At 52.1% G+C, this 21,636-nt stretch carries 19 protein-coding genes and 1 pseudogene; 1 reads left to right on the top strand and 19 read right to left on the bottom strand.

What is annotated here, in order from left to right; genetic code table 11:
- Positions 1–26 precede the first annotated feature (26 nt).
- The 14 genes and pseudogenes from AC6I8R_RS25275 to AC6I8R_RS25210 all read right to left on the bottom strand — a co-directional run bounded on the left by AC6I8R_RS25275 (position 27) and on the right by AC6I8R_RS25210 (position 15,361).
- The gene (locus tag AC6I8R_RS25275) at positions 27–1,034 is read right to left on the bottom strand and encodes an ABC transporter permease (RefSeq protein WP_021183893.1); all 1,008 of its coding nucleotides are present in this window, start codon (positions 1,032–1,034) and stop codon (positions 27–29) included.
- A 6-nt stretch (positions 1,035–1,040) separates the two neighbouring features.
- Positions 1,041–2,021 carry an ABC transporter permease gene (locus tag AC6I8R_RS25270; protein ID WP_497833193.1) on the bottom strand — a complete coding sequence of 327 codons (981 nt, stop codon included), beginning with the start codon at positions 2,019–2,021 and terminating at the stop codon, positions 1,041–1,043.
- Entirely contained in the window at positions 2,018–3,538 is a 1,521-nt protein-coding gene (locus tag AC6I8R_RS25265; RefSeq protein ID WP_497833192.1) for a sugar ABC transporter ATP-binding protein, read from the bottom strand. Before AC6I8R_RS25265 ends, AC6I8R_RS25270 begins: the two co-directional genes overlap by 4 nt.
- 70 nt (positions 3,539–3,608) lie before the next feature.
- The gene (locus AC6I8R_RS25260) at positions 3,609–4,613 is read right to left on the bottom strand and encodes an ABC transporter substrate-binding protein (protein ID WP_021183890.1); all 1,005 of its coding nucleotides are present in this window, start codon (positions 4,611–4,613) and stop codon (positions 3,609–3,611) included.
- A 47-nt stretch (positions 4,614–4,660) separates the two neighbouring features.
- Positions 4,661–5,437: an SDR family NAD(P)-dependent oxidoreductase gene (locus tag AC6I8R_RS25255; RefSeq protein ID WP_497833191.1), complete on the bottom strand. Its 777-nt coding sequence runs from the start codon at positions 5,435–5,437 to the stop codon at positions 4,661–4,663.
- 11 nt (positions 5,438–5,448) lie between these two features.
- Positions 5,449–6,615 (bottom strand): mandelate racemase/muconate lactonizing enzyme family protein, encoded by a 1,167-nt coding sequence (locus AC6I8R_RS25250; RefSeq protein WP_497833190.1) that lies wholly within the window; start codon positions 6,613–6,615, stop codon positions 5,449–5,451.
- Positions 6,616–6,666: 51 nt separating this feature from the next.
- Positions 6,667–7,554 carry an SMP-30/gluconolactonase/LRE family protein gene (locus tag AC6I8R_RS25245; protein WP_497833189.1) on the bottom strand — a complete coding sequence of 296 codons (888 nt, stop codon included), beginning with the start codon at positions 7,552–7,554 and terminating at the stop codon, positions 6,667–6,669.
- 270 nt (positions 7,555–7,824) lie between these two features.
- A complete protein-coding gene (locus AC6I8R_RS25240) occupies positions 7,825–8,685 on the bottom strand; it encodes a type 1 glutamine amidotransferase domain-containing protein (protein ID WP_497833293.1) in 861 nt (286 codons plus the stop codon).
- 6 nt (positions 8,686–8,691) lie between these two features.
- A complete protein-coding gene (locus tag AC6I8R_RS25235) occupies positions 8,692–9,375 on the bottom strand; it encodes a type 1 glutamine amidotransferase domain-containing protein (protein WP_021183885.1) in 684 nt (227 codons plus the stop codon).
- Between the two features lie 49 nt (positions 9,376–9,424).
- Positions 9,425–10,540 carry an alkene reductase gene (locus AC6I8R_RS25230; protein ID WP_497833188.1) on the bottom strand — a complete coding sequence of 372 codons (1,116 nt, stop codon included), beginning with the start codon at positions 10,538–10,540 and terminating at the stop codon, positions 9,425–9,427.
- A gap of 120 nt (positions 10,541–10,660) precedes the next feature.
- Positions 10,661–11,607, bottom strand: a pseudogene (locus AC6I8R_RS25225) (LysR family transcriptional regulator).
- A gap of 216 nt (positions 11,608–11,823) precedes the next feature.
- The gene (locus tag AC6I8R_RS25220) at positions 11,824–13,212 is read right to left on the bottom strand and encodes a c-type cytochrome (protein WP_497833187.1); all 1,389 of its coding nucleotides are present in this window, start codon (positions 13,210–13,212) and stop codon (positions 11,824–11,826) included.
- Positions 13,209–14,813, bottom strand: coding sequence for a GMC family oxidoreductase (locus AC6I8R_RS25215; protein ID WP_021183881.1), 1,605 nt, complete (start codon positions 14,811–14,813; stop codon positions 13,209–13,211). Before AC6I8R_RS25215 ends, AC6I8R_RS25220 begins: the two co-directional genes overlap by 4 nt.
- Positions 14,814–14,824: 11 nt before the next feature.
- Positions 14,825–15,361, bottom strand: coding sequence for a sugar dehydrogenase complex small subunit (locus tag AC6I8R_RS25210; RefSeq protein ID WP_036625989.1), 537 nt, complete (start codon positions 15,359–15,361; stop codon positions 14,825–14,827).
- A gap of 302 nt (positions 15,362–15,663) precedes the next feature.
- Between AC6I8R_RS25210 and AC6I8R_RS25205 the strand changes: the two genes are divergently transcribed.
- Complete coding sequence (locus AC6I8R_RS25205; RefSeq protein WP_497831487.1) at positions 15,664–16,563, top strand: LysR substrate-binding domain-containing protein; 900 nt, start codon at positions 15,664–15,666, stop codon at positions 16,561–16,563.
- A gap of 80 nt (positions 16,564–16,643) precedes the next feature.
- Here the strand turns inward: AC6I8R_RS25205 and AC6I8R_RS25200 are convergent, their stop codons facing one another.
- The 5 genes from AC6I8R_RS25200 to AC6I8R_RS25180 all read right to left on the bottom strand — a co-directional run bounded on the left by AC6I8R_RS25200 (position 16,644) and on the right by AC6I8R_RS25180 (position 21,593).
- On the bottom strand, positions 16,644–18,179 hold the full coding sequence (locus tag AC6I8R_RS25200) for an HAL/PAL/TAL family ammonia-lyase (RefSeq protein WP_497833292.1): 1,536 nt from the start codon (positions 18,177–18,179) through the stop codon (positions 16,644–16,646).
- Between the two features lie 66 nt (positions 18,180–18,245).
- Positions 18,246–19,121 carry an ABC transporter substrate-binding protein gene (locus AC6I8R_RS25195; RefSeq protein WP_021183877.1) on the bottom strand — a complete coding sequence of 292 codons (876 nt, stop codon included), beginning with the start codon at positions 19,119–19,121 and terminating at the stop codon, positions 18,246–18,248.
- Positions 19,122–19,126: 5 nt separating this feature from the next.
- A complete protein-coding gene (locus AC6I8R_RS25190) occupies positions 19,127–19,846 on the bottom strand; it encodes an ABC transporter permease (protein WP_021183876.1) in 720 nt (239 codons plus the stop codon).
- Positions 19,843–20,493: an ABC transporter permease gene (locus tag AC6I8R_RS25185; RefSeq protein WP_021183875.1), complete on the bottom strand. Its 651-nt coding sequence runs from the start codon at positions 20,491–20,493 to the stop codon at positions 19,843–19,845. Before AC6I8R_RS25185 ends, AC6I8R_RS25190 begins: the two co-directional genes overlap by 4 nt.
- A complete protein-coding gene (locus AC6I8R_RS25180) occupies positions 20,490–21,593 on the bottom strand; it encodes an ABC transporter ATP-binding protein (RefSeq protein WP_497833186.1) in 1,104 nt (367 codons plus the stop codon). The genes AC6I8R_RS25185 and AC6I8R_RS25180 overlap by 4 nt, the downstream gene beginning before the upstream one ends.
- Between the last annotated feature and the right edge of the window lie 43 nt (positions 21,594–21,636).

Here is a 21,636-nt window from a genome sequence, read left to right as displayed (position 1 = left end):
GGTGAAACAAGTCCACCCATTTTCTGTTACGCGCGGTCGTGGTGGATATGGCTATACACCGACACCGCGATAAGAATAACAAAGCCGTTGATCGCATTTTGCACATAGGGCGAAATCAGCAGGATATTCATTAAATTACTCAGCGCAGCCAGTAGCAGAACACCCGAAATCGCATGTTTGATGCCACCAAAGCCGCCAGACAAACTGATGCCGCCCACCACCAGCGAGGCGATGGTGGTCATCAGCATATCCCCGCCCGACGCGGCGGCAATATACCCGGTACGACTCAGGAACATGAAGCCCGCCACCCCAGCCGCCAGCCCGCTCAGCATGTACACGCACAGCCGCACGTTGTTCACGGCCACGCCTGAGTAATGGCTGGCACGCGCATTCGCGCCGATAGCGTAAAGTTTTCTGCCAAAACGGGTGCGATTCAGCATCCACCAGGTTATCAGCGTCATGGCGATAAACAGATAAATGGGTGCAGGTAGCCCAAGCCAAATGCTATTGCCGAAGTGGGTGAAAAAAGGATCAGGGTAATAAATCGGCGCACCGCCGGTGGTGAGCAGGATGATGCCTCCCAGCAGCAATGTGCTGGCCAGTGTGGCAATGAACGCAGGAATATGCAGCCGCGTGACCATCAGCCCGTTCAGCAAGCCAAACAGTAAGGCCGTCAGAAATCCGGCGATAATCGCTGGCCATAAACCGATATAAGGCAAGCCGCCCAGCAGCATCATCGATTGTTGTTCCGAGCCGGCTCCGCCCATGATCACCGCTGACAGGATCAAAATGCCGACCATAGAGAGATCCAGGCCGCCAGAGATCACTACCAATGATTGTCCCAGAACCAGCACACCCACAATCGATGCCTGGTAAGCAATGGTGATTAAGTTATCGGGCCGGATAAAAACGCCCCCGGATACCGCAGTCGCCAGGATGATAAAAGCGATCAATACCACCACCGTGCCGTTGTCTTGCCAGAAGGCCGGATTGCGCAGATTCAGGCCCGTTTTCGCCGTTTGCGTTGTCATCATCTTCTCCTACACCTTTTCTGCACGCATGACCGTCGCGCCGACCACGGTGATAATGACCAGCGCCTTCACAATGTCCTGATAGAAGGGATCGAGGCTCGCCAGGTTCATCACATTGGCGATGGTTTGATAAATAATCACCCCCATCATCGCCTTGAGGATATTGCCTTCACCACCAAACAAGCGTGTCCCACCGATGACGATCGCCGCGATCGAATCCAGCTCCCAGCCTTGTCCCACATGGGGAACCCCGGATGAAGTGCGCACCACCAGCATCAGCCCAGCCAGCGCGGAGAGCGCACCGGCCAGGGTGTAAACAATGATTTTATGGGTCCGCACACCGATCCCCGCCAGACTGGCGGCACGTTCATTGCCACCGATGGCATACAGATTTCGGCCAAACCTCAGTGACCGCAGCATCCAGTAAAGTAAGCACGCCGCGATTAGCCAGGTCAGCACCGGCAGGGAAAGCAGGGACAAACTGAATTTGTAAGCGGCCAGTTTAGCCATCGGCACCGCAACGCTTTTCTCCGACACCACGAATGCCAGACCGCGCGCAATACCCATTACGCTCAGGGTGGCAATCATTGGCGGCACACGTCCCCATGTGACAGCAATACCACTGAGCAGACCCAACGCTGCGCCAGCCAGGCAGCCTGACACCATGCCCAACCCGGTCGAAACCGGAACCGTACTGGCAAAGATCACCGAGGAGAGCGCCAGAATGGCCGCGACGGAAAGATCGAAACCGCCGACCAGCACCACCAGAAACTGGGCGCACGCCAGAATGCCGAGTATCGACGCCTGGTTGAGAATGTTACTGAGGTTGATACTGGTGAGAAAAACCGGCGAGATGATCGAAGCCACAATCGCCATTGCCACCCAGATAAACACCAGCGCCCAGGCAGAAAACAACTTCCTGAGCAGACTTTCGCCGGGGAGACGTTCCAGGGTCAGCGTCTCCTTTTTGTTAAAGGTCGTCGAATTCATGCTTCCTCCGGTTGCGGCATGCTGGTAGCAGCCACCGCAAAAGACATAATCTCTTCCTGACTGGTTTCCGCGGTGTTGAGTAGCGCCGTCTGACGACCTTGCGCAATCACCAGGACGCGATCGGAAATGCCCAGTACCTCGGGTAATTCAGAGGACACCACCACCACGGTGACACCGGTTTGCGCCAGTTCGTCAATCAGACGGTAGATTTCGGCTTTGGCATTCACATCTACCCCGCGCGTCGGCTCGTCCAGCAATAACACCTTCACACCGGCTGCCAGCCATTTACCGATGACGATTTTTTGCTGATTACCGCCAGATAAGCTCCCCGCCTTCGCCTGTCCTGAAGGGGCTTTAATGGCTAACTGCTTGATAAGGCGATCGCTGACCGCGCGCATTTGGCTGCGGCTGAAATGCAGGACATTGCCCAACCGATTGATGATGGGATAGATAAGGTTGTCGTTGATGGCGCGGTTGAGGACAAGACCACTTTCGCGGCGCTCCTCGGGCACCAGTCCCAGGCCCAGCCGGACCGCGTCCCGTGGATGGCGTATATTGACCGGCTTACCGTCGATGGCAATGCTGCCGTTATCCGCCTTACGCAGGCCAAACAGGGTTTCAAGCAGCTCACTACGTCCGGCACCAATAATCCCCGCGATAGCCAGCACTTCACCTTTATTAACGCTGAAGTTTATCTCTGCAAATTCGCCGTGGCGCCCCAGCCCGGTGACCTGTAATCCGACCTCCGCCGTTTTACGGGAACCTCGGGGAAACTGCTCGGCCAGCGGTCGTCCAACCATCGCTTTAATGATGTCGCTGTGACTGAGTGCGGCAACATCGGCCGTCAAAATGTAGTGTCCGTCGCGCAGCACGGTGAGACGGTCGCCAATCGCGGTCAGCTCTTCCAGCCGGTGAGAGATATAAACAATCCCCAATCCCTGTTGCCGCAACTTACGTAACAGCACAAACAGGTTCGCGACCTCATTGTCGGTGAGCGAAGCGGTTGGCTCATCGAGGATCAGGATACGGTTATTATGGCTGAGCGCTTTGGCAATCTGCACCAGTTGCTGCTGGGCCGGAGCCAGGCGATCCACCCGCGTATCGGGGGACACGTTAAGGTCAAAATTGCTCAGCAGTTTCCGGGTGTTGTCGCGTAAGGCGGCATGATCAACGCGCCCCATACTCAGCATCGGTTCATGGCCGATATAGATGTTTTCCGCCACGCTCATGGCAGGGATCAGATCCAGCTCCTGCCAGACAATACCAATGCCGTGATCGAGCCGGGTTTTGGCATCCAGAACGGTAGGTTTCTCGTCAATAAAGATGGTGCCACTGTCCGGTTGTGTTGCGCCGGTCAGAACGCGCATCAGCGTCGATTTACCCGCGCCGTTCTCGCCCACCAGACAATGGATCTCGCCCGCTAAAACGTCAAAATCGATTCCACTTAACGCTTTCACGCCAGGATAGGTCTTTTTTATAGCTTCAAGTCTGGCCAGTGGTTGCATGTGAGGTTGCATAGTGCAGTTCCAGGTGTTGTCGCCAATGAGGAAAGCAGGCAGCCCACTTGGCTACCTGCCATTAACGGGGTCAGCAGCAGCCGACACCCATTGCCTTCAACTCCTGGATACGCAGCGGTAAACGCGCCCGATGTTGATCGGTATCGCGCTGGAAAATCTCTTTAGGCACGTATTGCGTCTTCGGTTCAATCGGTTTGCCCGCACGGAACAGCTTGAAGACCTCCAGCGCTTTTTCGCCAAAGAACGGCGGCGTTTGTACGCTAAAACGCGCCTCACCGTTGATCATGGCTTGCAGGCCATCAACCGTGCCATCTTTGCCCCACAGATAGCCCAGTAACTCGTTTCGGCCTGCCGCTTTGATGGCCTGGATACCGCCAATCATCATGTCATCACTGTCAAACACGATGCCGTCAATTTTGCCTTTCGGGAAAGCCTGGAACAGGTCTTCCACACACTTGCGCCCGGGTTCTCGCGAATAAAGTCCGTCGCAGCTGGCGACGAATTTAATATCGGGATACTTGCTCAGGACGTTATCCAGCCCTTTTTGTTCGTCAACCACCGGCGATGCGCCTTTGTTGCCGGTGATATGCAGCAAGTTGCCTTTGGGTGCGCCGTTCTTCTCGGTCAATCCTTTCACCACGTCTTTCGCCACCAGCTCACCGGTATCGACAAAATTGGTGGTGAGGAGCGCGAGCCACTTGCCTTTACCGGGTTCTCCGGGAAGTGCCCTGTCCACCACAATCAATGGCACATCTGCCTTGGTGGCCATATCCGGCACCGGTGCCAGCGGCTCATACTCGATAGGGGCCACGATTAACAACGCCGGTTTGCGCGCCAGCAAATCTTCAATATCGGAGATCTGTTTGGCGGGATCGGAATTTGCGTTGGTCCAGACAAAGTCGTAACCCGCATCCTTAAAGGTTTTTTCCATATCTTTGGTGTCCATGACGCGCCATTCGTTTTCCATACCAGCCTGGGAAAACGCCACCAGTTCTTTTGCCCAACTGGCAGCCGAAGCTGAAAGCAGGGCGAGCGTCATTGCGCCAGCGAGGGCGTATGTTGTTGTATTTTTCATTTTGACTTCCTCGGGTGTAGGGTAGGTTTGGTATTGGGAAGTTGTTCTCAGGTCATCAAGAATCCACCGGTGACATTTAATGCCTGACCGGTCATCGCACTGGCGGCGTCACTGGTGAGAAACATCATGGCGGCCGTCACTTCATCAGCAGTGACAAAGCGCTTCATCGGGGCCGCATCCTCCCAGGCTTTACGCATGTCACTCAGGCTCTTACCTTCGGCTTCGGCCTGACGCACCATCACGTCTTCAATGCGATCACCTTCAATTGGCCCTGGACAGACAGCGTTGACGCGGATGTGGTCATTGACCAACTCCAGTGCGAGCGTTTGATTCAGCCCCAGCAGTGCCCATTTTGAACAGACGTAGTCGGCACGATAAGGTAATCCCCGGCGAGCCACATTAGAGGCGGTGATACCAATAGCCCCACCACCGCTGGCTCGCATATGCGGGATTACCGCCTGCGTCACCAGCATGGTGCCGGTAAGATTGATATCCAGCGTTTCACGCCATTGTGCCAACGGCATGTTTTCCACCAGATTGTAATGCCCGTTAAAACCGGCATTGTTAATCAGCACATCAATACGTCCTTCAAAGAATGCGGCCGCCTGTTGCACTGCGGTCTGAACGGCAGCCTGGTCACGAACATCGGCCTGAAACGCCACGGCTTTCTGACCCAGTGCCTGCACTTTTGCCACGGAATCACTGGCATCGGCAAAATCGATAATGGCAATGCTGGCCCCTTCGCGCGCATAGGAGGTGGCGATAACCTGACCCAACCCGGCGGCGGCACCGGTGATAAGCACGTTTTTTCCCTGATATCTCATGGTTGATCTCCTCAATATGAAAACTGGCTAAGAATGTCGTTGCGCACCGTGACGCCCAGTCCTGGCGCATCAGGCACGGCCAGACAACCATCAACCAGCTCAAAACGCTGGTGAAGCAGGTCATCACGCAACGGGTTATGTTTACGATCGAACTCAATCACAGGCTGATTTAGTAGAGGGAGTCCATTCGCGGTAAACGGGAAAGGCGGAATAATTGCGACAGCCTGCAACGCGGCAGCGACGGCGATACCTGAACCCCACACATGTGGCACGGTGGCTACGCCCCAACTGTTAGCCAGCGCCAGGATTTGCGTGAAGGCGGTGAAGCCGCCGCAGACGGCCAGATCGGGTTGAACAATGTCCACACAACCACCCGCGATAAAATCACGGAAGCCATAACGGGTGAACTCACACTCTCCACCTGCTACCGCAATCGGGTTTTCAGCGCGTACCTTGCGGTAACCGTCGCGATCCTCCGGTACCACGGGCTCTTCATAAAACAAGACCCCCAGTTCCTGCATCATCCGTCCCATACGCACGGCGGTCGCCGCGTTGTAGGCGTGATTAGCATCCACCAGCAAACCAATATGCGGGCCAACCGCTTCTCTGATGGTACGCAGCCGGGCAATGTCATCTTCCAGCGATAGCAACCCAATCTTGACCTTCAGCAAACCGAATCCGGCATTGGCATAGCCTGCGGCCTCAGCCTGCAAGGAGGTTAAAATTGAGGGCAAATCATGGAAACTTTCCGGGTAATAACACCCGGTGGCGTAGGCGGTGATTTTGTCGCGAAAGCGCCCACCCAGTAATTTCCACACCGGCAACCCTGCCGCCTGCCCGGCGATATCCCACAGCGCGATATCAATGGCAGAAAGCGCTTCTATATAGGTGCCTCGCTGACCGAAATCCCGTGAAAAGGCGTACAGCTCCTCCCAGATACGAACCGGCTCGCAGGGATCGCGCCCGAGGATCCGTGGGGTGAAAACGTGGTCAACCACTGCGGCGACCGGCTGCGCTGGCCCATATTGTCCCCCTTCACCCCAGCCGACCAGCCCGGTATCGGTTTCGATCCGCACCAGATAGCTGTTTCTTTCCGGAAAGGCCGCCTGCGATGAATAGAACGTTTTATCGCCCAGCGGCACACGCAAAAGATGAGACGTCACTGATGTTATTTTCATTGATAAGTTACTCATGAAGGAAAGTGGCAGAACGCTGCACGGTGCAGCGCGTTAACGATGAAACCGGTGTTCTCGCTGCCCCCGGACGCCAGGCCTGAAAGCAAAGACACTGCCAGCGAAGGGCTGCTGCTGGCGCTGATCCTCGGTTAGCCCCCACCAGGCGGAGGTAATAAACAACACATCCCGCTGGGGGCCACCGAATGTCAGGCAGGTCGGGTTGTCGACCGGGAGAGAGACAATGCGATCGATGGCACCGTCCGGCGAATAACGCACGATACGCGCCCCACCCCATTGCGCATTCCACAAGTACCCTTCTTCATCCACCACTGATCCATCAGCCAGACCAGGCTGTTCGGCAAGATCGGCAAACAGGCGTGGTTCACCGACTTCACCTGTGTCCGGGTTATAGGGATAGGCGTTGATGGTGCCCTCCGGCATATCGGTGAAATACAGGGTGTTACCATCCGGGCTCCAGCAAAGTGAGTTTGCACATGACACATGTGGCAAACACAGGCTGACCTGGTTGTTGCCTTCCCAGCGCCAAAGCGCGGAATGCGGCAACTGTGGTGAGCCTTCATGCATCCCGCCGCAGAGAAAACGTCCGGCGGGATCCACCCGACCATCATTGAGCCGGGTGTCAGGCACGGCAGACTCAACATCCGCGCACCATTCAACCGCGCCAGTAGCGGTATCCATCATCCCAAACCCTTTTTCCAGCGCCAGCGCAATCCCCGGTCCTTCACATAACGCAATGGCCCCAACCCGCTGTTGCATGGCATAGATACGTGGAGATGTCTGCTGTCCGGGCGCCCAGCACCACACTTCACGGGCATGAATATTCGTCCACCAAAGCTGGTTGGTTCGGTCATCCCAGAGGATGCTTTCACCCAACACGTTTTGGCAGTCAAGAATGACTTGAGGTGACTCGGTAAGTTGCATCGCTAAATTATCCGATCAGGTGACATGTTAGATATAGTAAGTATCAAATCTGATATATCAGGCAAGTCAATTTGTGAACAAGTTGTGATAAATGTGATCGTGATGGCGATTTTTTATGCGGGGAACAGCAAGGTGGTCAGATGCTCAGGAGGGGGCGAAACCGGTGAAGTGTGCGTCAGTCGCAGAACGCCCCTCTCATACCGGGAAAAATTATACGATGAGAGAGGACGCTTTCAATTTTTGGCTATGCCAGTGCCATGAGTGAGAGATTTACCGTTTCTGATCTTTCACATCAGAAAGTTTTGCAACCAGGCGCTTGCCCAGTTCAAGTGCGGATGCCGGGTTTTGACCCGTAATCAGCTCCCTGTCTTCCACAACATGACTTTGCCATTTTTGCGGAGCAGAGATAAATATCGCCCCGGCATTGGTCAGTGCTGTCTGCGGGGTAAATTTCATTTTTCCCCCCTCAAGCACCGCGGCACTGGCATCTTCTTCCGCGTTAGTGAATGAAGTCATCCGATATCCGGAATAAATCCAGCCGTGCGCTTTTACCCCCGAATGCTTTTCCAGGCGCTGAAGGTAACTATTCGCCTCCGGTAATGCGGAAATAAGTGCGACAGGTCCATGACAGAGCAGCACAGTCGGTTTACCCGCCTGATGGAAAGCACGTAACAGCTTACCCATTTCCGGGCTGCCAGGCAGATCCTGCATTGGCGCATGACCGCCAGGAACAAATACAGCATCAAAGTGGCTATAACCAATCTGCTCAACCCGGGATAAGCTGATCACAGGCGAGTGCACCGGATCGGTCAGCTTAAGACTGTCGAGCAGCTTGAGGTGTGTCTCCAGTGCCTTTTCATCCCCGCCAAAATCTTTCGCATTGACGGAGACTTTGTCCATAGTTGGCGCTTTCCCTAAGGGCGTTGCAAATGTCAAAGTATCCCCGGCGTCAAGCAGCAGTTTGACCGGCTGCATCAGCTCATTAAGAAAGAATCCCGTCGGATGAATTTTTCCACCTTGCAGTTCAAGCTGATCTGTATCTGAAAGCACAACAAGGACATGAGCAGCAGAAGCCCAGGAACTGGCCGTGGTTAATGCCACAGCCAACAGCATTTTCTTCATCATAACGATTAAATCTCAGTTACCCTTCAAGGCGTTGAGAATCGCCTTGCCCACACCTGTTGCCGACTGCGGGTTCTGGCCTGTAATCAGGTTTCCGTCCACAACCACTTTTTCGTGCCAGTTCGGCACACCGTGATGATGTGCACCACGCTGTTTCAAAGCAGATTCCAGCAGGAAAGGAACCGTATCCGCCATGCCGACTTCCTGCTCTTCGGTATCGGTAAAGGCCGCCACATTTTTACCTGCTACAAGGTACGAGCCATCGCTGAGTTTCACATTCACCAGAGCAGCCGGGCCATGACAAACGGCGGCTACGATCTGGCCATTCTCATACATCTCTTTTGTAATATGTTTAACCGCGTTGCTATCCGGGAAGTCCCACATCACACCATGACCGCCAACGTACATGATGGCGCTATATTTGCTGCTGTCCGCTTTATCCAGGGCGAGAGTGTTGCGGATATTCTCCCGGAATGCCGGGTTTTCCCAGTAATGTTTATTGATTTTGTCTTCGAGGTCGATGCCATAAACCGGCGGTTCTCCCCCCAGGATCGAAGCAAACTCGGTGGCGATCCCGGCCTCATCAAGCACATGAAGCGGGTGGGTTAATTCAGGCAGGTAGAATCCGGAATCGTCGTGGCCTTTTCCCAGATCTTTGTGGCTGGTCAAAACAAATAATACGGGTTTAATAGCTGACATGGTTTACTCCATTACGTCATTAATTAATTTAAATCGGTGTGATATCAGGTTACTGCTTAATAGTCGTCGCACCACTGAAGGCGGGATAATCTGTATATCCCTGCTCCGTTCCGCCATAATAATATTTATGGTCGGGTTCACTCACTGGCCAGCCATGACGATAACGTTCAACCAAATCGGGATTGGAGATATATTTCGCACCGAATGCAGCCAGATCAATAATATTATTATTAATCATCTCGTTGGCTTTATTCAGGTCCATACCCCCCGCAAGGATTAATGTTCCATTATAAGCCTGACGGAATTTTTCAAGAAAACCATCGGGCATCGCAGGTGCGCCACGGCTGGCTTGATCCATAATATGGATATAGGCGAAATTGCGATGACTGAGTTCATGCGCCAGTGCCAAAAACGTTTCTTCTTCTTCGGCAAAATCCCCCAGTTCATGCAAACGCCCAAAGGGTGACAGCCGGATACCCACGCGGTCAGCACCGATTTTGGCTATACAGGCGTCAACAACTTCAAGCGCAAATCGCAGGCGGTTTTCCAGTGTGTCAGAACCATAACAATCCTGGCGGTCATTCACCGCACCATTCAGAAATTGCTCCACCAAATAACCATTTGCACCGTGAATTTCAACACCATCAAATCCAGCTTTTGCTGCGTTGACAGCGGCGTTGGCGAAATCCTTAACCACCCGTTTCACCTCTTCTGTGGTGAGTGCATGGGGTTTGCTAGCAATAACGAAATCCGGCTCTCCGGCCTCATTAAATCCAAAGGCCGAACTCTTCGCCGCCTGGACCGCCGTAGAGCTGACTGGGGGCTGACCATTCTTCTGAAGAGAAGTATGACTGATGCGACCGACGTGCCAGATTTGCGTAAAAATCAGGCTGCCACCGTCATGAACACGCTGCGTAACCTGTTGCCAGCCGGCAATTTGCTCATCGTTCCAGATACCGGGACAATCGACAAAGCCATTCCCCTCCTGGGAGATCGGCGTTCCTTCCGTCACAATCAATCCAGCATCGGTGCGTTGTGCATAGTAACGCGCTGTCGCTTCGGTCGGTATATTGCCCGGCGCACGAGCGCGGGTCATGGGAGCCATGACCGCCCGGTTTTTTAGGGTATTCCCCGCTAACTGGTAGCCATCAAAAAGACTTGTCATTGGTGTTTCCATCTTCTGAGTTGGAAAGACCAGGAGAATAGCGAGAGTTTGCTATATGTAAAACATCGTATTCTCTATAACGACTATATTGATAACTTATATCAGAATCGGGATTTTCGACTATACGCCAGAAACCAGGTGGGGTTGAGACGTCAGGGATAAGATATTCGGCCTTTGGCCAACCTCAAACAATAAGGCGCGAATCCACTGATGGGCCACATCGCGGTGAGAACGTTCATGCCAGGCCATCGTAAGATTGAACCCCGGCACCTCTAACGGCAATTCAAACCGGGCAAGAAAGTCATAAGCACAGGTCAGGCGGTAAGGGACAACAGCGATCATATCCGTCGTGCGTAACACCTCGGGTAGCACGACATAGCTGTTTACCGCCATACCGATCCGGCGGTGGTATCCTTTTTCAGCCAACCGTTGATCAATGTCATCCTGGAATTGCCCGGTCGAAGACACGATGACATGTTCAGGTTCGCAGAAATCATCCAGCGTCAGCGCGTTTTTGCTGGCGACCGGATGATCCGCTCGCATCATGCAGACATAGCGTTCCTGATATAATGTTCTGAAATGTAGCTCCTCTGGGGTTGCATCATGTCTGACGAGCGCAAGGTCGATATCCCCCGCTCAAACTGACCGGACATGCGTTCTGCATCAACCGGAATGACAGCCAGGCGAATGCCTGGTGCGCGCTTTTTCAATACTGACATAAAGGGTAAAACCACGGCTTTCAACGCGTAATCTGTTGCTGCCACGGTGATATCCATTTTCGCGGTGGCGGTATCGAACTCTGCGGGCTGCGATAAAAGCGCGATATTCGACAGAATCTGACTGACAGGCAAAGCGAGTTCCATCGCTCTGTTGGTGGGGATCATTCCCCGTTGCCCCCTGACAAAAAGCGGGTCGCCGAAGTATTCACGTAACCTTGTCAGCATCAGGCTCACCGCAGGCTGCGAAAGCGATAACTGTTCTGCCGCCCGTGTCACACTACGCTGTTCCAGCAGCGCGTTCAGGGCTTTGAGAAGATTAAAATCTAACGCCTGCAAATCCTGTTTCATTTTTTACCAGCATGGATGAATGTTTAGAAATGTGCGGAGAATACCCATTTGACGCTGTGAGGAAGCATAACCTGGGAAAAAAGAATATTGCATCATAAATATTTAGTCAGGTTAGATTGATCCGCAGAGGAGATGCGCTTCCTGAAAAAAAATGGGCCAGTGAATATCACTGACCCATTAACCTGAGCAATTACCTGCTACGTTTATTTTGATAAATTAACGTAGCTGGCGCAGTTTTCTTCTGCGGCGGAAATAAACGACAAGGGCAATGACGATCAACGCGCCCACTCCGCCACCCGCGATCAGCAAATAACCCGGGATAACGGTGACATTATTGTCACGCAAGGTTTTCACCGCAGCACCGTCAACATTATCTCCGCCGTTGCCGTATTGATTGCGCACATAGTTGGTTAACGTGGCGATCTGTGCATCGGTCAGATTGTCACCGAATCCCGGCATGACAATGTGATCCCCTGCCCCATTCTCACGGTCTATTCCATGCAGTATCACCTGCACCAGATTGTTCGGCTTATCGGAACCGACAACACTGTTTTGCGACAATGAGGGGTAGTATCTATTTTCGCCAATACCCTGCCCGGCAGTACCGTGGCAGCTCGCACAGTTACCGTTATATAACACTGCACCAGAAGGCGAAGCATCATCAATCGGCATACCACGCACATCCTGTGTGATATTGCTTTGTGCGTCCTGACCGGCAGCCGAGCGGTTGCGGGAGGATGTCTGCTGTGCCGGCACACTTTTGATATAGGTCGCCAGCGCGCTCATATCTTCCGGGGTCAGGAAACGCAAGCTGTGCGAGATAACATCCGCCATACCGCCGCCCGTGGTAGCCTTGCCGGGCAGTGCCCCGGTACGTAGATATTGCATCAGATCGTCATGGCTCCAGTTGCCAATGCCCGACACTTTATCTGATGAGATGTTAAACGCCTCCCAGCCATCGACCATCGCCCCGGCGTAGGCTTTGTTACTCAGTCCCATTGCGAGGTTACGGGGTGTATGGCACTCCTCACAATGTCCAAGCGCCGTCGCGACGTATTTCCCGCGGTTCCATTCGGCAGATTGCTGCGGATCTTCTTCAAAAGGCTTGTAGTGGAAATTGATTAAATTCCACCCCTTGAGCGCCAGACGCTGGTTATACGGGAAGCCCATTTCGTTTTCCGGCGGATTATGGTTAACCCCCTGGATCGACATAAAATACGCATACATCGCATGAATATCAGCGTCAGTCAGCTTCGAGTATGACGTGTAAGGCATGGCCGGATAGAGGTTTTTCCCGTCGGCACGGATCCCGTGTTTCAGTGCATTGCTGAACTGTTGTTCCGTCCAGCGACCAATACCGGTGCTTTTGTCCGGGGTGATATTCGAAGAGTAAATCACGCCAAACGGGGTTTTGAACGCTAACCCACCGGCAAACGTCGTCCCACCGGGTGCGGTATGGCATACCTCACAGTCAGACGCTTTGCTGAGATATTCGCCCTGCCGGATTAAATCCTGCGGCGCGCCAGCGGCAAAACTTGCAGAACAGAAAAACAGACCAGCCAGGGGAGCCATCAGTAACGATGCTCTGAGTGATAAGCGCATCATACGTGTTTACACTCCTCGATCAGTTTATCCGCCAGTCTCATCGCCAGAGCGGAGAGTGTCAGCGTACAGTTGACGGTGCCGGCGCTTGCCATCACACCACTGGAAGCGACAAACAGATTCTGGTGATCGTGTGTACGTAAATCCGCATCAACGACTGAATCATTTGCATCATTGCCCATGATCAGCGTGCCCATAATATGGTTGTTATTGAAATACTTATCATCGTGGCGAACTTCTGTGCCACCAAACAGGCTGGCAATGTGATCGAAGTGCTGATGCGCGACATCACGGGCTTTATTGATGTAATCGTTGATAAAATAATGCACGCCCGGTTTTGGAATACCGAGGGCATCTTTTCTGTCCTCAACCGCCACAATTCGGTTATTTCGGTCTGGCAGAATGTCGAAAAAGGTATTCACTGCGACCCAACGCGATGCATAGTCGCGCACCATAGCGGGCAGCTCTTTACCTGAGATTCCCTTGCTTAACAGATAATTACTGACGGCCAGCGTCGGAGAGTAGTTACCCAGGTTAATCTTCATGGCGGAGTATTCAGAACGGAACGCACCGTCGCGCAGATTGTTAATGCAGCTAAGACGCATCGGGCCACGTCCCGGCCACATCGGCTCTTTGCTGAGGAAGTAAACGGAAGTGCCCGGATGGTCCATCAGGTGACGTCCGACGTTATCGGTGGTGTTGCCGATACCGTTCGGGTACTTATCACTTTTGGAGATCAGCATCAATTTTGGGGTTTCGATGGCATTGGCGGCCAGCACGAAAATTTTCCCGGTGACGCGGAAGCTTTCACCGTTCGGATCTTTGTACAGCACCGAGGTGATATTGCCCTTTTCATCGTGCTCGATTTTATAAACCACCGCGTTCGGCACCAACAGCGAGCCAGCACGTTCTGCTTTACGCAAAGCCGTCTCGCCGGTGTATTGCGCTTCAATCGGGCAGATGGGCATGCAGTTACTGTTACCGCAGCAGGCAGGACGGCCATCAAACGGTTGGGTGTTACGCGCAGCCGGTTCGGTGATCAGGTGATAGCCATTCTGATCGACCACCTTCTTGAAGGCCTTGTCAAAGTCAGACAACGGCAGCGGGGGCTGCGGATAAGGTTTACTGCGCGGGGATCCGGTATCGTCGGGACCACCAACGCCCATCTCAACTTCTGACTCGTAGTAATAGGGTTCCAGATCATCGTAGCTGATTGGCCAGTCGCGCCCGACACCATAAAGTGTTTTGAGCTTCATATCATTGGGCAATAAACGCCATGCCTGAGCCGACCAGTGCCAGGTGGTACCGCCCGCGACACGCAGGTATCCCGCCTTGTAAGGCTCCGGACCATACTGAATAAAATAGTCGTTATCCTGGGGTGAATATTGCGGGTGAGGTGCATGTTGCGTCGGTGGATAAGGTGACTGAAAATCGCCTTTGAACGGAGAATTACGGTAGTTTTCTACGATTTTCCATCTTTCGATACGCGGGCCCGCTTCCAGCATCAGGGTATCAATCCCCGCTTTCTGTAACTTTTGGGCGATCTGAGAGCCAGCAATCCCCGAGCCAACGATGACGACGGTGGCTGAATGCGTTGTTTTCATCAATTATTCTCTTACAGGCTTTTAATGACAGGCGGCTTGGCCCAGTAATGCGGTTCACCTCTGGCGTAGGTCGGGAGTACCACAACATCGGCAATGGGGGTGTACATCAGCGCATATTCATACGCGACCACTTTCGCCTCTTTCCCGCTACCCACAATCCCTAATTGCCAGGCGCGTAAAATATCGGTGAACAACGTCTGGGTATTCTGATCAACACCCTGTAAAGCCTTTTGCATATCAACAGAACGCATGTCTGCATTCAGAATTTTATTAAGTGTCACTAACTGGTTTTTTAATTCTGCATTGCGACTTTGCATCAAGGTAAAAATGCGCTGCCCAAGTGCGTTATCCAGTTCAGGATAGCCGCAAATAATCTCAGAGACGGTCATAAAAGCGGTAAAAACGGGGTTTGAACGCATGCCAGCATCTATTGCCCAGGCCATCTGTCCGGGAAGTAAACTGCTGGTTGCACCGAGTACCGTGGTTGTTGCCAAAAGCTTGATGAATCGCCTTCTTCCCGCGGGACTGACGTCAGTCGACATACTCATATTAATTTGCCTTGCTTAAATTTTTAGACTTGCCTTTTTGCATCTATTGAATATTGTAATGTGCTGTAGGAGCAGCAATAAATGTCCAAATTCAGAACAAACAACTGAAAAACAGACACTTAAAGTTACATTGCTTTGATTTGGTTATTGCATTGTTTTCATCCCACAACGTCGGTCAGGCAGACACATTCATGCAAAATGGTCCCCTTAGTCTTCATGTGGGTAGTATTATGATTTGATAAAAAAATGTGATCCAGATAACTACAATGTTAATTTGATAAGCAAATGCTTATGAGAAAAAGATGGCTGATACGTTAAAAAGATTAGAATATTTCACCTGTCTCGCCGAAATTGAACATTATGGCAAGGCAGCTGAGAAACTTGGAATTGCTCAATCAGCACTCAGTCAGCAAATAAAAGCACTTGAGCTGGAAGTGGGATTTCGCCTGTTTCAACCGGCCGGCAGGGGGATATGTCTCTCTGCGGCGGGCAGACATTATCACCAGAGCGTTATTGAGTTACTTGAGAATCACAAACTTGCCATTGAAAAGGCCAAAAAAGCCGCATCTGGAGAGATGGGAAAGGTCACGATAAGTCATGTGGGGACGGCACTGCTGGATGAGAAGTTTCTCAATCTTTTAAAAGACTTCCGTAGTCATTATCCGGCGATCGAAATACAACTGATCGAACTCGCCATGCCAGAGCAACTTACCTTGCTTCGTAAGCAAAAAGTGGATTTGGCAATCATTCGTGGGCCTTATCCTTTATTACCGGAAGGAACGCTCAATTGCACATTCTCGGCGCAAAGGCTTTGTGTGGCGATGTCACCTAATCATCCCCTCGCCTCACGACAATCATTGTCAATGAAGGATCTGGAAAACGAATCCTTTGTGAGTTATCAGGAACCGGATATTCAGGGCATAAGCGGCTCGTTAATCCAACTTTCCCATCAGGCCGGATTTAATCCAAAAATAGAATGGCGAGTATCAGCGGTAAATAATAGCCTTGGCCTGGTCAATGCATGGATGGCCGTCAGCCTGGTTCCGGAAAACATTATTTCCTATAGTATTGGGAATGTGGTTTTCCGCCCGCTGGAAGATGCTAACGCATTGACTCAGCTAATTTTTGTCTGGAATCATGATCAAACCAATCCTGTGCAGAAGTTAATGACTGATTTTTTCAGAAACTACTCGACAAAATAATACTCTGCCACGAAATGGCCAGTTCTAGCCCAATGGTTCCCGGATAACAGGAGGCTAAACATACTGGCCATATCAGCCTGTCAACCGCTGAGTACGTTATCCACAATATGATTCAAACTGCCATCATCAATAAAACGGCGCACATCGGCAAGGTCCGGGTACATTTCACGATCACTGACGCGGAAGGTGACTTTAGTTCTTATTAATTCCCACGCAGCCGCTGTCGCTTTTCCCGGACGCAACGGTTTATGGAAATCCAGCGCCTGTGCCGCGCAGAGAAATTCGACACTCAATAAATCCGCCAGATTTTCAATCGCAGTCTGCACCTTACGCGCTGCCAACGCGCCTTGAGAAATATGATCTTCCTGCCCGGCCACTGTGGACAGGGTATGCACGGAGGCTGGTGCGGCAAGCGCACGATTCTCCGCCGAGAGCGCAGCAGCAATACAAGGTGAGATAGAAAATGCAGACCCTCCGCCCTCACGGCCCGAGAGAAATGCAGGCAATCCGCTCAGGTGCTGATTCACAAGCCGGTCACTTCTGGCCTGAGAAATCGTTGATAATGTGGCAACCGCAATCGCCAGATTATCCAGTGCCAGCGCAACAGGTGCCCCGTGTCCATTGCCCCCAGGTAACGCGACCAATTCATCATCTTCCACAATGAAAATAGGATTGTCTGTCAGTGAATTGAGCTCGGTAGTCAGCACTTTCCTGCAATACGTGATTGCATCCCGAACTGCGCCGTGGACCTGAGGAATACAGCGTAAACTCAGTGCATCCTGTAGACGGTAATGCCGATGTGCATCAAGAATTTCACTGTCGGCTAAAAGCTTCAGAAGCCGATCCGCGGTTTCCAGTTGGCCGGGATGCGGGCGAAAACGGTGCAGTCGGGGATCGAATCCACTTACATTTCCGCGCATAGATTCTAAACTCATTGCCCCCGCAAGGTCGGCAAGCGCGATCAGCGCTTCGCATCGCACCAACGCGATAGCACCGAGTCCGGTGATCTCATAGGTGCCGCTGATTAATGCATGTCCTTCCCTTGGGCCGGGTTCGAGAATCGTAATACCCGCGCGTTGCATGGCTTCAGCGCCCGATAGCCATTCACCCTCAAACCATGACTCTCCATAACCAAAGACACTCAGTCCGATATGTGCTGTCGCGATCAGATAGCCCACAGATCCACCTAATGGTGCCCGCGGTGTCACGCCTTTGTTTAACATGGCGGCCATTGTTTCCAGCAATTCGGGTGAAACACCGCTCGCACCTTTCAGCATGGCGACAATAATCGTGGCCATAATGGCGCGAACATTCCAGCTATCCAGTGGGGTGCCCACGCCGCTGGCATGACTGCGTAACATGTTGAGTTGTGTTTGTCTGATTTCTTCGGGAGAAAGTTTGACACTGTACAGGTCACCAACGCCGGTCGTCAGGCCATATATGGGAACGCCACTGGTAATTGCATCCTGCATTAGCTGCTGCGTTTTTCTCATATTTTCCAGAGAACATGGGTCAAGCATCACTTTTGCACCGGCGGCAATGGCAACAATATCCTCAACCGTACACCCTTGCTCACTGAGAGTTATCGTCTCTTTCTTCTTCAGCACAGCATGCATGAAATCTTTCATTTTTTTATCCAAAAATATGCAGGTGGAGAATCGCGCTCCCCACCTGCGGCGGCATTAATTTAATTTGTGTGCTTTGAGCCAGTCAGAAGCAATAACATCGTAATCATCATGATTATCGAGACGCGCATTCATCGCAATCAGATCCTGTGTCGTTAATGCCTGTGAGATGGCATTCAACGTGTCAGTTACCGTGCTATTGACCTTAGCCGAAGAAATAAGAGGGACAACGTTCTGCACCGGATTTAAATTCTGCGTGTCGTTAAGAGAAACTAAATTTCTGGTCTTAATCGAGGGATCGGTTGAGAATACACAGGCAACATTAACCTGACCGTTCACCAGCGCCGATAATGTCAGTGGGCCACAAACATCCAGCGTTTTATAGGATTTGAACTCAAGACCATAGACAGATTTCAGTCCCGGCAACCCTTCGGGACGGGTTTTCCATTCAGCCGGGCCGCCCAGTGTCATACTTTGACTGTGCGTTTTCAGGTCACCAATATCTTTCAGCTTAAACTTTTCAGCTGTTTTTTCGGTCACTGCCAGTGTCACCACGTCCTGTGCTTGCGACGGTGTCAGCATGGTGATGCCTTTGGGCAGCGCTTTTACAAGGTCACCGGCCACCTGCTCGGTCGTTTTGGCCTGTGATTTTTTATCAAAATATTGCAGCGCGGCACCGGTGTACTCAGGCATAAGATTGACCGACCCGTCAATCAGCGCGGGCATATAGACTTCGCGACTCCCAATATTCATTTTTCTTTCTACATGAATATTTTTTGCCGCCAGTGCATCCGCATAAATAGTTGCCAGGACCTGGCTCTCAGGGAAGTCTGCTGAACCAATAATAATCGTTTCTGACGCTTCTGCTGCATGGGTGACCTGGCAAAAAGCGAGCGATAACAGAGATGCCGCAAATAAATGACTCAATTTCATTTAAGTTAACTCCGGTTGCGTGTAAGAATAGATGGAACGGAAGATTTTTGTGATGTTTCACGCCGTAAAATACCGGGCGAAACCACTACCCTGATTAATAATGAAAATATAAAGTCAACTAATAACGCTAAAACAGCCACTAACAATGCACCTGCGATCATTTGCTGGTAATCACTCTGCGCACGCCCATCAATAATCAATCGTCCTAAGCCACCTAAAGAGACATAAGCAGCAATGGTCGCCGTAGAGATGATCTGTAGCGTCGCACTTCGAATACCGGAGATAATTAAAGGTAACGCACAAGGTAATTCCACCGTTAACAGTAAACGCCACGGGGAATAGCCCATTCCTCTGGCCGCATCAATAACGGTACGGTCGATGCTGGTGATACCAGACCATACTCCGAGCATAATTGATGGTAACGCCAGTACGATTAAGACAATCAGGCTGGGTATAATGAAAGCCAAATCCGAGGTGAAAACCGGGCCTAAGATAATCACCAGAATAATGATCAGACCAAAAGACGGTAAAGCCCTGAGCGCGTTCGCGCACCCTATCAACACGCGTTCACCTTTCCCGGTGTGCCCGCAATAACAACCAATCGGAAAAGCCACCAGCAATGTGCACACCAGAGCAACCGCACTGTAAAGCAGATGCTGCCAAATCAGGAGCAGCAAGCCGTCATCTCCCAGCCAGTGTGAACTGTCCGCAAACCATGCAATCATGATTTTCTCCTTGCCGGTTGCCATACCACCAGCTTGTGCGTGCCATACACCACCAGGCTGTCGAGCAACAACGCCAGCAGGACACACAAAACTACACCCGCGATGATCGGCGTCAGGAACTGTAGCTGAAACCCTTGTGTAAACAGGCTGCCAAGCTGCGGCGTTCCCACCAGGGCAGCAATCGATACAATGCTCACGTTCGAGACCACCGCGACCCGAAATCCAGCGGCGATGACGGGGATCGCAACAGGCAGGTCGATCGTGAGAAACTGGTGAAAGGGCTTGTATCCTAATGCGATGGCAGCCTGGCGGGTGTCTGGTGATACGGAATCCAGCCCATCACATACCGTGCGCACCAGCAGTGCAAAGGCATAAATAACCAGAGCGACCATTACATTAACCGTATCCAGAATGCGCGTGCCCAGGATACCGGGGAGTAAAATGAATAATGCGAGGGAAGGAATGGTATATAACAACCCAAACAGGTTAAGCAGCACCGCTTTCAGACGGGGTAGCCGCTGAATCAGCCCACCAGCCGGGAGCGCCAGTGCCAGGCCGATGAGCACCGGTAACACCGATAACCAAAGATGCCAGAGAAACAACTGGGCTATCTGGTCACTTTGCCGTAAAAGCCAGTCAAATCTCATAGCCCCACCGCCTTGTTGCTGGCGCGCAGAACGTCCAGAACATCATCAAACCCCAGCGTTCCCAGCAGTTGCTGCTCGTCATCTACAATGACACCTCGCTGGCAGGGTGAACTGAGTACCGCATCTGTCAGCTGACGCAAGTTGCCGGAAAGTGGCGAAAAAGTGCTCCCCAGATTGATGTCACTGAGTTCAATCGTTGGCTCAGTGGCCTGTTCCAGATCAAACCAACCCAGTGGTTTATTCTGCCCAGTAACCAGTACCCAGCGTCCCTGAGCCACCGCTCTGGCCCGTGTGACGCTTTCACCCAGATTAACGGTCGGTTCGGTTTGCAGGGGTAATTGAGGCTGCAATGGGCTAAAGGTTAAACGACGATACCCGCGATCCCTGCCGATAAAATCGGCGACAAACGGACTCTTCGGTGAGGTCAGGAGTTCAGCCGGTGAGGCAACCTGTGCCAGCCGTCCTCCCGGCATGAGAACGGCAACTTGATCACCCAACTTCATCGCTTCATCAATATCATGCGTGACCATGATAATGGTTTTGCCAATCTCCCTTTGCAGACGCAAAAACTCATCCTGGAGCTGCTCGCGCACAACGGGGTCAACCGCGCTAAAGGGTTCATCCATCAGCATAAATTCAGGATCGGACGCCAGCGCTCGGGCAACCCCGACCCGCTGCTGCTGCCCACCGGAAAGTTGCCAGGGATAGCGATTGGCCAGCGATGCAGACAGGCCCACACGTTCCAGCAATTCCATGGCCGTTTTACGCGCGGCGTGGCGCGTTGCACCATTAAGCATGGCGGTCACTGCAATGTTATCAACGATGTTTTTATGCGGGAAAAGTCCGGCATTTTGAATGACGTAACCAATCTTTCTTCTTAATTTGACGACATCCAATTCGTCAATCGACTGATCATTAAGTAAAATTTTCCCCGATGAATGCTCAATCAAACGATTGATCATGCGCAATGTTGTCGTCTTTCCGCATCCCGAGGGACCGACAAGAATAGTCAACTTCCCCGTTGGTGCCGTGAAAGAGAGCCGGTCCACAACCAGGGTTCCATCTTCATAATGTTTTGTGACGTTCTCGAACGAAATCATGATTAGCCCACTGCCTTATTTTTTGAGCAGCCCCTCATCTCAT

The organism is Pantoea sp. X-Soil-OKNW-713, assembly GCF_059730685.1.
Note: the sequence above shows the minus strand (reverse complement) of the source record. Positions and strands in the feature narration are given on the sequence as shown.